This is a genomic window from Streptomyces sp. NPDC051180 (assembly GCF_040689545.1).
GTDB lineage: Bacteria > Actinomycetota > Actinomycetes > Streptomycetales > Streptomycetaceae > Streptomyces.
In genome coordinates this window covers 59761-71938 of record NZ_JBFBBC010000003.1, presented here as the reverse complement: position 1 = coordinate 71938, position 12178 = coordinate 59761, and the positions used below count along the sequence as shown (strand labels likewise).

Below are 12178 nucleotides of genomic sequence, written 5' to 3'. Positions count from 1 at the left end.
CCGATGGACGGACGCCGACGCAATCCGTACGAACTGACCGACGAGTCGCCGGTGTACGTCATCTCGGTGGCGGCCCAGCTCTCCGGTCTGCACCCGCAGACCCTGCGGCAGTACGACCGGCTCGGCCTGGTCTCCCCGGACCGCACGGCCGGGCGGGGCCGGCGCTACTCGGCCCGTGACATCGAGCTGCTCCGCCAGGTGCAGCAGCTGTCGCAGGACGAGGGCATCAATCTGGCCGGAATCAAGCGCATCATCGAACTGGAGAACCAGGTCGCGGCGCTGCAGAGCCGGATCGCCGAGCTTGCGGCGGCGGTCGACGGCGCGGCGGCGGCGATGCGCCAGCGCGAGGCCCAGGTGCACGCCTCCTACCGGCGCGACCTCGTGCCGTACCAGGACGTGCAGCAGGCCAGCGCCCTGGTGGTGTGGCGTCCCAAGCGCGGCGAGTAGTCCTCCGCGTTCCCCGTCGAGGCCCCGTCCACAGCCGTGGACGGGGCCTCGCGCGCGTCACGGGATCAGTTCGCCCACGATGTCGCCGACCGTCTCCCACCAGGGCGCCGCCCCGGTCCCGAAGGCGGCGGCGAGGGCGGTGCCGAGGACGAGGTCGAGGGGGTCCGGCGCGCCCTCCCACTCGTCGACGACCCGGCCGTCCCCGGACGACTGCAGGGTGCCGATCCGGCGGCCGTCGCGGGAGAGGGCGCTGTGCTCGTAGCCGCAGGGCATCAGCCGGTACCGGACGCCGCCGACGCGTGCGTCGACCCGGTAGGAGCGCCGGAGCAGCCGTCCCCGGGCCGGCCCGATGCTCGCGGGCACCCCGTCCACGCTGAGCGCCAGGAGGGCCCTCCGGCGGCTCCCGATGGGCGTGTGGGCGTCCGGGGGGCTGCCCGGGGCCCGGACGAGCTCCACGACCGGCAGGCCGTGGCCGGAGACCCGCAGGGTCCCCGCGGGGCCGTCGAGGTCGATCTGTACGTACACGGTGGTCAGTCGTCCCGTTCGAGGATGCCGGACTGGGCGATGAGGTAGCCGAGCTGTGCCCGGCTGCCGCTGCCGAGCGCGGTGGCGAGCTTGGCGATGTGGGCGCGGCAGGTCCGCACGTTCATGCCGAGCCGGCGGGCGATGGCCTCGTCGACGTGGCCCTCGACCAGGAGCTTGGCGATGGAGTGCTGCACGCCGCTGATCCCGTCCCGGGGCTGGGCGTTGGGCAGCTGCTCGCCGAACGGGGTGGCCCGCGCCCAGGACTGCTCGAAGACCGAGGCCAGGTACTCGACGAGGCCGGGGTGCCGCAGCTCCAGGGCGACCTGCCGGTCCTGGCGCGCGGGGATCAGGGCCACCGAGCGGTCGATGATGATGAGCCGCTCGATGCTCTCCTCCAGGGTGCGGACCTGGAGCCGGTCCATGCCCGCCTGTTCGAGGTAGACCTGCATGCCGGGGCTGTGCCGGGCGGTGTGCTGGTAGAGCGTGCGGACGTGGACGCCGCGGTCGAGCAGTGGCTGGATCCGGTTGAGCGCGGTGTTCAGGGTGTGCTCGCTGCGCGCGCCGCCGGGCTGGACGGTGAGCAGCTCCTTCGAGCACTCGGCCGTGGCCCGGCTCAGGACCGCGTCGATGCGGTGGATGCCTTCGAGGACGGTGATGGCGTGGGTCGTCGAGGGGTCCTGCGCACTGATCGCCATGAACTGCTCGAACGTGCTGGACAGCCCCATGGCCAGGGAACGCCGCTCCTGGATCTCGCGTTCCAGAGGGTGGACGAGCCGTGCGAGGGCCGCGGACGGCGGAACCGGCCGGAGCCACGCCGGGTCGTCGGGGTCCGGATGGAGCAGGTCGAGGTCCATGAGGCACGGTGTGGCTTCTGCCTCACTCCGTGTGATTCGCCCGATGCGCAACGCACGTGCGTACAAGTCCGATCCGGCTGCACAGAGGTCGACATGCCCGTGAGGATGTGGCCCATCTATGTGATTTTGCGCCATTTGCACACCCCCCAGGATCCTGCTTTTCAGGAACATGATGCATTGCCCTGGTGGTGTGCGCGCAAAGAGTGAGCCATCGTCTAGTACGCGGGGGAGAGGAAACCATCAAGTGAGGTCGAAGCCGCTCATGTCCAGGAAAATGCTTCGCTCGATACTTGCTTCCGTCTTCATTGGGGCGGCGGCAGTAGGAGCGCTGGCCGTCAGCGACCCGGTGTGGGACAGCGCGCCCGCCCAGGTCGTCGCAGCCCCGATCGACCCGGTGTGGGACATCGCGCCGGCGGGTCGCCCCGACCCGGTGTGGGACGTCGCCCCGGCGCGTTCCGTCGACCCGGTGTGGGACGTCGCCTCGGCGAAGGTCACCGACCCGGTGTGGGACTCCGCCCCGGCGGACGCTGAAGCATGAGCGTCCCGCCGGACGACCCCAGGTTCCGCCGGGAGATGGCTTCGGCCTACCGGTCCGGATGGCACTTCGTCGACCTCGCCACGGCCATCCCCCACCGTGGCGACGCGCTGAAGGTCACCCTCTTCGGAGAGCCCATCGTCGTGGCACGGGAGCAGGACGAGGACGTCCGTGCCTACCGCTGTCTGCGCCGCCCCCGAGGCGCACCGCAGCCGATCCGCTGTGCCATCCGGTACGGCATGATCTTCGTCAACCTCGACCAGCGGGACCACCAGCTGATCGAGCCCGAGACCATCACCGCCACCCCCCGCAGTGCCTGAGCGATTCCCCCGTCGTTGTAGATCGCTCAGGCACTTCCCCCACACAGCGGCGCCATCGCGGACCTGAAACGCGATGGCGCCGCTGTGCTGCCCGCGCCCTTCCGGGGCGCGGGCGTCCGCGTCTCCTCAGGCGCGCCCCATCGCCCGGGTGAGGGCGATCTCGATGACGACCCGGTCCGGGTTCGGGGCCGGCGTGCGGCCGTACCGCTCGGCGTAGCGGGCGACGGCGTCCGCGACGGCCTCCGCCTCGGTGCGGATGCGGGCGACGCCCTCCAGGGTGGCCCACCGCCCCTTGTCGACCTGGCAGACCGCGACCCGCGCGCCCTCCTCGCCCGCCGCGAGGACGTTGGCGACCTTCCTGCTGTGCCTGTTGGTGATCACGCGCGCGTACCCGGCTTCGGGGTCGTACGTGACGCCGACCGCCACCACGTGCGGGGTGCCGTCCGGGCGCGGGGTGGTGAGGGTGCTCATGTGGTACTCGCGCCAGAAGGCGAAGTACGCGTCGGAGGGGTTCCTCGGGTCTGTGGCCATGCCCGGAAACTACCCGGGGCGGAGCTCCCTCCGACAACTTGAGCGCATTCGACTCAACTTTGTGTACCCTGGAGAAGTCATAGAGGAGAGGACCCACGAGAACCCAGGAGGAGCACCGCACGTGGACGCCGAACTGACCAACCGGAGCCGGGACGCGATCAACGCCGCGAGCAGCCGCGCCGTGTCCGCGGGACACGCCGACCTGACCCCCGCGCACCTGCTGCTCGCGCTGCTGACCGGTCAGGACAACGAGAACATCACCGACCTGCTCGCCGCCGCCGAGGCCGACCAGGCGGTCGTGCGCGCCGGCGCGGAGCGGCTCCTCGCCGGTCTGCCCAGCATCACGGGGTCCACGGTCGCGCCCCCGCAGCCGAACCGCGAGTTCCTCGCCGTCATCGCCGACGCCGACAAGCGGGCCAAGGAGCTCGGCGACGACTACCTCTCCACCGAGCACCTCCTCGTCGGCATCGCCGACAAGGGCGGGCAGGCCGGTGAGATCCTCGACCGGCAGGGCGCGAGCGCTTCCAGGCTGCTCGACGCGTTCGAGAAGAGCAGGGGAGGACGCCGGGTGACCACACCCGACCCGGAAGGGCAGTACAAGGCGCTGGAGAAGTTCGGCACGGACTTCACGGCCGCCGCGCGCGAGGGCAAGCTGGACCCGGTCATCGGCCGCGACCACGAGATCCGCCGCGTCGTGCAGGTGCTGTCCCGCCGCACCAAGAACAACCCCGTCCTCATCGGCGAGCCCGGCGTCGGCAAGACCGCCGTCGTCGAGGGCCTCGCACAGCGGATCGTGAAGGGCGACGTGCCCGAGTCGCTCAAGAACAAGCGGCTGGTCTCGCTCGACCTCGGCGCGATGGTCGCCGGCGCCAAGTACCGCGGCGAGTTCGAGGAGCGCCTGAAGACCGTCCTCTCCGAGATCAAGGAGAGCGACGGCCAGGTCATCACCTTCATCGACGAGCTGCACACCGTCGTCGGCGCGGGCGCCGGCGGCGACTCCGCCATGGACGCCGGCAACATGCTCAAGCCCATGCTGGCCCGCGGCGAGCTCCGCATGGTCGGCGCGACCACCCTCGACGAGTACCGCGAGCGGATCGAGAAGGACCCCGCCCTGGAGCGGCGCTTCCAGCAGGTCCTGGTCGCCGAGCCGACCGTCGAGGACACCGTCGCCATCCTCCGCGGCCTCAAGGGCCGGTACGAGGCCCACCACAAGGTGCAGATCAACGACTCCGCGCTGGTGGCCGCCGCGACCCTCTCCGACCGGTACATCACCTCCCGCTTCCTCCCCGACAAGGCCATCGACCTCGTCGACGAGGCCGCCTCCCGGCTGCGCATGGAGATCGACTCCTCGCCCGTCGAGATCGACGAGCTCCAGCGCTCCGTCGACCGGCTCCGCATGGAGGAGCTGGCCCTGAGGAACGAGACGGACGCGGCCAGCAAGCAGCGCCTGGAGAAGCTGCGGCGCGACCTCGCCGACCGCGAGGAGGAGCTGCGCGGCCTCACCGCCCGCTGGGAGAAGGAGAAGCAGTCCCTCAACCGGGTCGGAGAGCTGAAGGAGCGCCTCGACGAGACCCGCGGCCGCGCCGAGCGCGCCCAGCGCGACGGCGACTTCGACACGGCCTCCCAGCTGCTGTACGGGGAGATCCCCGGCCTGGAGCGGGAGCTGGCGGAGGCGAGCGAGGCCGAGGCCCAGCAGGAGTCCTCCAAGGACACCATGGTCAAGGAGGAGGTCGGTCCCGACGACATCGCGGACGTCGTGGGCGCCTGGACCGGCATCCCCGCCGGCCGCCTCCTGGAGGGCGAGACGCAGAAGCTGCTGCGCATGGAGGACGAGCTCGGCAGGCGGCTGATCGGCCAGTCCGAGGCCGTCCGGGCCGTCTCCGACGCCGTGCGCCGCACCCGCGCCGGGATCGCCGACCCCGACCGGCCCACCGGCTCCTTCCTCTTCCTCGGCCCGACCGGCGTCGGCAAGACCGAGCTGGCGAAGGCGCTCGCCGACTTCCTCTTCGACGACGAGCGGGCCATGATCCGCATCGACATGTCGGAGTACGGCGAGAAGCACTCCGTCGCCCGGCTCGTCGGCGCGCCCCCCGGCTACGTCGGCTACGAGGAGGGCGGCCAGCTCACGGAGGCGGTCCGCCGCCGCCCGTACAGCGTGGTCCTGCTCGACGAGGTGGAGAAGGCGCACCCGGAGGTCTTCGACGTCCTGCTCCAGGTCCTGGACGACGGACGGCTCACCGACGGCCAGGGCCGGACGGTGGACTTCCGCAACACCATCCTGATCCTGACGTCGAACCTCGGCAGCCAGTACCTGGTCGACCCGGTGACCTCGGAGGACGTGAAGAAGCAGCAGGTCCTGGACGTCGTCAGGGCCAGTTTCAAGCCGGAGTTCCTCAACCGCCTGGACGACCTGGTGGTCTTCTCCGCCCTCGACCGGGCCGAGCTGGGGCGGATCGCCCACCTCCAGATCGACCGGCTCGGACGGCGGCTCGCCGAGCGCCGGCTCACCCTGGACGTCACCCCGGAGGCCCTGGAGTGGCTCGCCGAGGAGGGCAACGACCCCGCGTACGGCGCGCGGCCGCTGCGCCGGCTCATCCAGACGGCGATCGGCGACCGGCTCGCCCGGGAGATCCTCGCCGGCGAGGTCGTCGACGGCGACACGGTCCGGGTGGACCGCTTCGAGGACGGGCTGATCGTCGGCCCGGTGCGCTAGACGGCGCCTTCCTCCCCGGTCCGGGAGCGCGTGATCCTGTCAGCTGGCAGCGGATCTCGCCGCTTCCGGACCGGCGGGGCTTGCCACGTACCGCCTGGCATGGGAGAGGATGGCGACATCCGTACGAAGGGAAATACACGGTGAGCATCGACCCGTCCTCGATTCCGAATTTCGGGGGCCAGCCCCAGCCTCAGGCAGCAGGACCGGCGGGCCCCGTCGTCCCCGACCAGGACCTCGTCAAGCAGCTCCTCGAGCAGATGGAGCTGAAGTACGTCGTCGACGACGAGGGTGACCTCGCGGCGCCGTGGGAGGAGTTCCGCACCTACTTCATGTTCCGCGGCGAGGACGAGCAGCAGGTCTTCTCGGTCCGGACGTTCTACGACCGCCCGCACTCCGCCGACGACCGCGCGAAGATCCTCGACGCGATCGACGACTGGAACCGCCGCACCCTGTGGCCCAAGGTCTACACGCACCTGCACGAGGAGGAGGACGGCTCCGCCACCCTCCGCCTCATCGGCGAGGCCCAGATGCTGATCGGCACCGGCGTCGCCCTGGAGCACTTCGTGTCCTCCACGGTCAGCTGGGTCCGCGCCTCCATCGAGTTCGACAAGTGGATCGTCGAGCAGTTCGGCCTGGAGTCCCCCGAGGACAAGGCGGGCGACGAGGAGTCCTGAGCCTCCCCGCCCCACCGCCGGAGCCCGGCCCCCCTCCCGAGGGGGACCGGGCTCCCGCACGTCCACCCGCCTCGCTCTCAGCGGGCCAGCCGCCCGAGACGCGAGACCGCCTCCTCCAGGACCTCGGTCTTCTTGCAGAAGGCGAAGCGGACGAAGGGGGCGCCGGCCTTTCGGTGGTCGTAGAAGACGGCGTTGGGGATGGCGACGACGCCGGCGCGCTCGGGGAGGGAGCGGCAGAACGCGAAGCCGTCCTCGGCGCCGAGCGGGCGGATGTCGGTGGTGACGAAGTAGGTGCCGGCGGGCCGGTAGACCGCGAAGCCGGCCCGGGCGAGGCCCTCGCTCAGCAGGTCCCGCTTGGCCTGGAGGTCGGCGCGCAGGTCGTCGAAGTAGGCGGCCGGGAGCCGGAGCGCCTCGGCGATCGCGTACTGGAAGGGGCCGGCCGACACGTACGTCAGGAACTGCTTGGCCGAGCGGACGGCACTGGTCAGGGCGGGGCTCGCGGTGACCCAGCCGACCTTCCAGCCGGTGAACGAGAACGTCTTGCCGCTCGAACCGATGGTGACCGTCCGCTCGCGCATGCCGGGCAGGGTCGCGATCGGCACGTGCGCGGCGTCGTCGAACACCAGGTGCTCGTACACCTCGTCCGTGACGACGAGCAGGTCCCGCTCGACCGCCAGCTCGGCGATCGCGGTCAGCTCGGCCCGGGTGAGCACGGTGCCGGTGGGGTTGTGCGGGGTGTTGAGCAGGATCAGCCGGGTCCGGTCGGTGACGGCGGCCCGCAGCTCGTCCAGGTCGAGCACGTAGGCGCCCTCGTGGGGGCGGAGGGTGACCGGGACGCGGGTGCCGCCGGCCATCGCGACGCACGCCGCGTACGAGTCGTAGTACGGCTCCAGGGCGATCACCTCGTCGCCCGGCTCCACCAGGGCGAGCAGCGCCGCCGCGATGGCCTCCGTGGCGCCCGCGGTGACCAGCACCTCCGTCTCGGGGTCGTACTCCAGGCCGTACCGCTCCCGCTGGTGGTCGGCGATCGCGGACCGCAGCTCGGGGACACCGGGACCGGGCGGGTACTGGTTGCCGCGGCCGTCCCGCAGCGCCCGGACGGCGGCCTCCCGGATCTCCTCGGGGCCGTCGGTGTCGGGGAAGCCCTGGCCCAGGTTGATCGACCCGGTCCTGGCGGCGAGCGCGGACATCTCGGCGAAGATCGTCGTCTCGAACTCGGCGAGCCGGCGATTGAGCAGCGGTCGTGTCATGACGGCCATCCTGGGGGGAAGCTCTGGAGTTGCTCAAGTGCGCTTTGACGGTGTTCCGACGAGGGGATCGCCCTGGCATGAACATCGCACTCTTCATCCTCGGGATCGCGGTCGTGATCGCGATCGTGGTGTGGGTCGTCGCGCGGTCGCTGAGCGGCACGACGCGGTCCGGCGGCAGTGAGAGCTGGTGGGCCGGCTCGGCCTCCTCCACGTCCTCCTCGTCGTCCTCTTCCTCGTCTTCGTCCTCGTCCTGCTCGACGTCCTCGTTCTCGTGCTCGTCCTCCTCGTGTTCGAGCTCGTCGTGCTCGTCGTCCTCGTGCTCGTCGTCGTCCTGCAGCTGAAGCTCTCGATTCGCTCAAGTCCGCTTTGACGGGGGCCCGTAGAGGGCATCCCCCTCGCACAGAAGAACGGGGGTAGTACTGATGGAGATCTTCATCGTGGTTCTGGGGGCTCTGGTCGTCATCGGCCTGATCTCCACCGTCCGGGACCGGGGGCGCGCCAAGCGGCGCGGCGGCCGGAAGCGGGGCGGGTGGGCCGACGGCGGCGGCAGCGGCGGGGGCGGCGGCTGCGGCGGGGGCGGCAGCTCCTGCGGATCGGGCTGCGGGGGAGGCGGCTGCGGCGGCGGCAGCTGACCGCCCGGCACCGTGAAGGGGGCGCGCGACCGGTGCGGCGGCCGCGCCCGACGGCCCCGGAGGCACGTGACATTGGCATTACGTGCCGACAACTCGATCAATTCTGATTGAACAAGTGAACTGTGGGTTCCCCGAAGGGGTTGGAAAACACAGCAAGTTGGGTAAAAACGCTGCGTGTCGCCCGGCGTCCGTGGTTCTCTCGCTCCTGACAGAGACAGCCCTCGGACCGTGTGTGGAACCGAGCCGGCGACCCCCACTCCCGTTGGACCCTCTCCGGGGCGCCCCCGGCCCACCCGTCAAACCGTGTTTGCGGAGCCGACCCATGCTCACCACCCTGAAGACCACCTACACCGACACGCGTGCATCCGACCTGGCCTGGGCCCTCGGCCGCGAGCCGCTGCCCGCCCTCGCCGTGCTCGACCTCGAACTCTCCGGCGCCACAGTCCAGTTGCGGCTGCTCGGCGCCTCCCACCAGATCCTCCTGGAGGAGGACGGCCGCAGCTGTTCCGAGACCGTGGCCTGCATGCCCGGCAGCAGCACCCCGCTGCCGCTGGGCGTCTCCAAGCGCGTCGGTGAATGGGAGTACGAATTCGCCGCGCGCGTCGAGACGCTCTCGCAGGGCTCCTTCGCGGGCCGCGCCCAGGAGCTGCTCGCGCTGGTCGCCGACCATCCCCACGGACTGGCGGGGACGTTCCCCGGCTCCCCGCACGCCTTCACGGCGATGCTGGCGCAGCGTCACGAGGGCCAGATGCGGTGGCGCACCTGGCACGCCTACCCCCAGGAGGGGCAGTTGGTGGTGACCAGGACCCGGATCGGCGCACGTATGCCCGCCACGCTCTGATACGCCCTCCTGGCGCCCCAGATGCACTCGTGTGGGTGACAAGGGGTCCGTCAGTCGTGACGTAGCGTTACGGTCATGATCGAGCCGACCGTGACCATGCCACCCACGAGGGCGCGTCGGCCGCCCGAGCGGCGGCCGGTGCGGCCGCGCGAGACGGTCCGGTTCCCGGTCCTCGCGGTGGTGTTCGTCTGCGCGGCCTGCGGACTGGTCTACGAACTGGAACTGGTCGCGCTCGCCTCGTACTTGATCGGCGACTCGGTCACCCAGGCGTCCGTCGTGCTCTCCGTCATGGTCTTCGCGATGGGCGTCGGCTCCCTGCTCGCCAAGCGGCTGCGCTGCCGTGCCGCCGTCGGCTTCGGCCTGGTCGAGGCCGGGCTCGCGCTGGTCGGCGGCTGCTCGGCGATGGTGCTGTACGCGTCCTTCGCCTGGCTGGGCGAGTCGCGGTACGTCCTGGTGGCGTTCTCGCTCGCCATCGGGGTGCTCATCGGCGCGGAGATCCCGCTCCTGATGTCGCTGATACAGCGGGCCGGCCGGTCCGGGCAGGCGGATCGTTCTTCCGACCCCGGTGACCGTCCCCGGCGCCCGGGACGCAAGGCCGCGGCCGGGGACCCGGACGACGCGGCCGGGACGGTCGCCGACCTCTTCGCCGCCGACTACGTGGGCGCGCTGGTCGGCGGCCTCGCCTTCCCGTTCCTGCTGCTGCCCTGGCTCGGCCAGCTCACCGGCGCGCTCGTCACCGGCGCGGTCAACGCGGTGGCCGGCGGCGGCCTCGTCCTGTGGGTGTTCCGCCACGACCTGACCCGCCGCTCCCGCGCCCTGCTCCTGACGGTGAACGTCTGCGTCCTCGCCGTCCTCGCCACCGCGACCGTCCTCGTCGACGACTTCGAGCAGGCCGCGCGCCGCGCCGTGTACGGGGACCGGGTGCGGGTCGCCGTCCACACCGACCTTCAGGAGATCGTGGTGACGGGCGGCCGGGAGGGGCCGCCGGACCTCTTCCTCGACGGCCGGCTGAGGGTCGCCGGCCGGGACGAGTACCGCTACCACGAGGCCCTCGTCCACCCGGCGATGAAGGGCCGCCACCGGCGCGTGCTGATCGTCGGCGGCGGGGACGGCCTCGCCGCCCGCGAGGCCCTGCGCTACCCGGGGGTCCGCGCCGTCACCGTGGTCGAACTCGACCCCGGCGTCGTGCGCCTCGCCCGCACGGACCCGGCCCTCGCCGCGCTCAACGCCCAGGCGTTCCGCGACCCGCGCGTCCGGGTGGTCCACGCGGACGCGTTCGGCTGGCTGCGGGACGCCGCCGATCGTCTGCAGGAACGGTACGACGTGGTGATCTCCGACCTGCCCGACCCCGGTATCACCCCCAGCACCAAGCTGTACTCCGAGGAGTTCTACGGTCTGGTGGCCCGCGTCCTCACCGACACCGGGCGGTTCGCCGTCCACGCCGGATCGGCCGCCGACAGGCCCCGCACCTACTGGACCGTGGACGCCACCCTGCGCGCCGCGGGCTTCGCGACCCGCCCCTACAGCGCGAGCGGCCGCACCCCCGGCTTCGCCGCCGGGCCCGACCGAGCCGACCGCACCAGCGGCACCGGACGGGGGCCGGGGGACTGGGGCTTCCTGCTCGCGCGGCCCGGCGACCGGCCGCCCGTCCTCGGGCTCGCCCCCGACGCGCCCCGGCTGCGCTCCCTGGCCCCGGACACCCTGGCGGCCGCGGCCCGCCGAGCCGAACGGACCCGGGGCTCCGCACTCCCGCCCTCCACGCTCGTCCACCCCCGGTACGGCTCCTGAGACGGCGGGCGGGGGCGCGCGCCCGGGGTGAAACAGGCGACGCCGCGCCCCGGCCTGAGTAGGCTCGGCTTCCATGGAGCATGAGGTGTTCGTTCCCGTCCCGGCCGAGGCCCTGCGTGCGACGCTCACGGACCCGGCCCGGGTGGTGCGCTGCGTGCCCGGCCTCCAGCGCGACGCCGACGCGGCGGCGGGCCCCCTCACGGGACGGCTCAAGGTCCGGGTCGGCGGCAACACCATCACCTACCGCGGCGCCCTGAAGGTCGTCGAGCGCGACGGCGCCATCACCTACGAGGGCCAGGGCACCGAGGTACGCGGCAAGGGCGCGGCCGAGCTGTCGCTCACCGTCGTCCTCACTCCGGTGGCCGAGGGCACCAGCCTGAGCTTCACGGGCGCCCTCACGGCCGAGGGCCGGCTCGCCGAGGCGTCGGACGGGGCACGCTCCCTGGCCGGCGCCCGACTCCTCGACAGGTTCGTCGAGGCGCTGGCCGCCCTGACGGAGGAACCGGCCGGCACGGACGAGTCCGCCGGCGACGCTCCCGCCGCGGCCACGGACGCCACCGAGGCCGACTCCGGTACCGACTCCGGTACCGACGTTCCCGCCGAGGGCGACGCCGGCACCGACTCCGGCACCGACGCCCGTGCCGAGGCCGACGTCGACGCTCCCGCCGAGGCCGGCACCGGGAGCGCGGCCGACGACGACGGCGTCGACGACGGTGTCGAGGAGCCCGGCCACGCCGCCGTGTTCGACACCCCGGTGCCGCCGCCGGCCCTCGACCCGCTCCTCGACGAGGACTTCGGGGAGACTCCGATCGAGTTCCCCGCCCCGCAGCCCGCCGCCGAGGCCGCCCACGCCCGCCGCACGATGATCGGGCGGAGCGCCGAGGAGGTCGACCACGCACCACCGCGCGGCCGTTACGCCCCCGTGCCCGCGCCCGAGGCGACGAGCGCGGGCGCCACCCTGCGCTGGATCGCACCTGCCGCGGCGCTCGCCCTCGCCTCCGCCGTCGTCGTCGGGCGGGCCCTGCGCCGCCGTCGTTGAAAGGGTCCCATCGGGGCTAGGGTCGGGAC

Annotated in this window: 14 protein-coding genes; 10 read left to right on the top strand and 4 right to left on the bottom strand. The window is 72.3% G+C overall.

Features of this window, described 5'->3' with window-relative positions:
• The first annotated feature begins 3 nt into the window (after positions 1 to 3).
• Positions 4 to 447 carry a helix-turn-helix domain-containing protein gene (locus AB0424_RS07000; protein WP_366302748.1) on the top strand — a complete coding sequence of 148 codons (444 nt, stop codon included), beginning with the start codon at positions 4 to 6 and terminating at the stop codon, positions 445 to 447.
• Between the two features lie 57 nt (positions 448 to 504).
• Here AB0424_RS07000 and AB0424_RS06995 read toward each other — a convergent pair whose 3' ends face one another.
• Both AB0424_RS06995 and AB0424_RS06990 read right to left on the bottom strand, forming a co-directional pair.
• Complete coding sequence (locus tag AB0424_RS06995) at positions 505 to 972, bottom strand: hypothetical protein (RefSeq protein ID WP_366302747.1); 468 nt, start codon at positions 970 to 972, stop codon at positions 505 to 507.
• 5 nt (positions 973 to 977) lie between these two features.
• Positions 978 to 1961, bottom strand: a complete 984-nt coding sequence (locus tag AB0424_RS06990) for a helix-turn-helix transcriptional regulator (protein WP_366302746.1) — start codon at positions 1959 to 1961, stop codon at positions 978 to 980.
• Between the two features lie 139 nt (positions 1962 to 2100).
• On the opposite strand from AB0424_RS06990, the gene AB0424_RS06985 reads away from it, so the two are divergent.
• Positions 2101 to 2364 carry a 5'-nucleotidase gene (locus tag AB0424_RS06985; RefSeq protein ID WP_366302745.1) on the top strand — a complete coding sequence of 88 codons (264 nt, stop codon included), beginning with the start codon at positions 2101 to 2103 and terminating at the stop codon, positions 2362 to 2364.
• On the top strand, positions 2361 to 2681 hold the full coding sequence (locus AB0424_RS06980; RefSeq protein WP_366302744.1) for a (2Fe-2S)-binding protein: 321 nt from the start codon (positions 2361 to 2363) through the stop codon (positions 2679 to 2681). Before AB0424_RS06985 ends, AB0424_RS06980 begins: the two co-directional genes overlap by 4 nt.
• A gap of 126 nt (positions 2682 to 2807) precedes the next feature.
• Here AB0424_RS06980 and AB0424_RS06975 read toward each other — a convergent pair whose 3' ends face one another.
• Positions 2808 to 3212, bottom strand: a complete 405-nt coding sequence (locus AB0424_RS06975; RefSeq protein WP_366302743.1) for a TIGR03618 family F420-dependent PPOX class oxidoreductase — start codon at positions 3210 to 3212, stop codon at positions 2808 to 2810.
• A 121-nt stretch (positions 3213 to 3333) separates the two neighbouring features.
• On the opposite strand from AB0424_RS06975, the gene clpB reads away from it, so the two are divergent.
• Positions 3334 to 5925 (top strand): ATP-dependent chaperone ClpB, encoded by a 2592-nt coding sequence (gene clpB, locus AB0424_RS06970; protein ID WP_366302742.1) that lies wholly within the window; start codon positions 3334 to 3336, stop codon positions 5923 to 5925.
• Between the two features lie 140 nt (positions 5926 to 6065).
• Entirely contained in the window at positions 6066 to 6599 is a 534-nt protein-coding gene (locus AB0424_RS06965) for a YbjN domain-containing protein (protein WP_366302741.1), read from the top strand.
• Positions 6600 to 6676: 77 nt separating this feature from the next.
• Here AB0424_RS06965 and AB0424_RS06960 read toward each other — a convergent pair whose 3' ends face one another.
• The gene (locus AB0424_RS06960; RefSeq protein WP_366302740.1) at positions 6677 to 7858 is read right to left on the bottom strand and encodes a pyridoxal phosphate-dependent aminotransferase; all 1182 of its coding nucleotides are present in this window, start codon (positions 7856 to 7858) and stop codon (positions 6677 to 6679) included.
• Between the two features lie 178 nt (positions 7859 to 8036).
• On the opposite strand from AB0424_RS06960, the gene AB0424_RS06955 reads away from it, so the two are divergent.
• The 5 genes from AB0424_RS06955 (at position 8037) to AB0424_RS06935 (ending at position 12149) form a co-directional block, all read left to right on the top strand.
• A complete protein-coding gene (locus AB0424_RS06955; protein ID WP_366302739.1) occupies positions 8037 to 8219 on the top strand; it encodes a hypothetical protein in 183 nt (60 codons plus the stop codon).
• Positions 8220 to 8271: 52 nt separating this feature from the next.
• Complete coding sequence (locus AB0424_RS06950) at positions 8272 to 8481, top strand: hypothetical protein (RefSeq protein ID WP_366302738.1); 210 nt, start codon at positions 8272 to 8274, stop codon at positions 8479 to 8481.
• A 322-nt stretch (positions 8482 to 8803) separates the two neighbouring features.
• A complete protein-coding gene (locus AB0424_RS06945; RefSeq protein ID WP_366302737.1) occupies positions 8804 to 9322 on the top strand; it encodes a DUF2617 family protein in 519 nt (172 codons plus the stop codon).
• A gap of 96 nt (positions 9323 to 9418) precedes the next feature.
• The gene (locus AB0424_RS06940; RefSeq protein ID WP_366303362.1) at positions 9419 to 11110 is read left to right on the top strand and encodes a polyamine aminopropyltransferase; all 1692 of its coding nucleotides are present in this window, start codon (positions 9419 to 9421) and stop codon (positions 11108 to 11110) included.
• Positions 11111 to 11183: 73 nt separating this feature from the next.
• Entirely contained in the window at positions 11184 to 12149 is a 966-nt protein-coding gene (locus AB0424_RS06935; RefSeq protein WP_366302736.1) for an SRPBCC family protein, read from the top strand.
• The last annotated feature ends 29 nt before the right edge of the window (positions 12150 to 12178 follow it).

Bases quoted from the DNA above. Each gene is read 5' to 3' on its own strand.
- AB0424_RS07000 (WP_366302748.1), top strand. From the start codon at position 4: ATGGACGGACGCCGACGCAATCCGTACGAACTGACCGACGAGTCGCCG.
- AB0424_RS06990 (WP_366302746.1), bottom strand. From the start codon at position 1,961: ATGGCGCAAAATCACATAGATGGGCCACATCCTCACGGGCATGTCGAC.
- AB0424_RS06985 (WP_366302745.1), top strand. From the start codon at position 2,101: ATGCTTCGCTCGATACTTGCTTCCGTCTTCATTGGGGCGGCGGCAGTA.
- AB0424_RS06980 (WP_366302744.1), top strand. From the start codon at position 2,361: ATGAGCGTCCCGCCGGACGACCCCAGGTTCCGCCGGGAGATGGCTTCG.
- AB0424_RS06975 (WP_366302743.1), bottom strand. From the start codon at position 3,212: ATGGCCACAGACCCGAGGAACCCCTCCGACGCGTACTTCGCCTTCTGG.
- AB0424_RS06960 (WP_366302740.1), bottom strand. From the start codon at position 7,858: ATGGCCGTCATGACACGACCGCTGCTCAATCGCCGGCTCGCCGAGTTC.
- AB0424_RS06950 (WP_366302738.1), top strand. From the start codon at position 8,272: ATGGAGATCTTCATCGTGGTTCTGGGGGCTCTGGTCGTCATCGGCCTG.
- AB0424_RS06945 (WP_366302737.1), top strand. From the start codon at position 8,804: ATGCTCACCACCCTGAAGACCACCTACACCGACACGCGTGCATCCGAC.
- AB0424_RS06940 (WP_366303362.1), top strand. From the start codon at position 9,419: ATGCCACCCACGAGGGCGCGTCGGCCGCCCGAGCGGCGGCCGGTGCGG.
- AB0424_RS06935 (WP_366302736.1), top strand. From the start codon at position 11,184: ATGGAGCATGAGGTGTTCGTTCCCGTCCCGGCCGAGGCCCTGCGTGCG.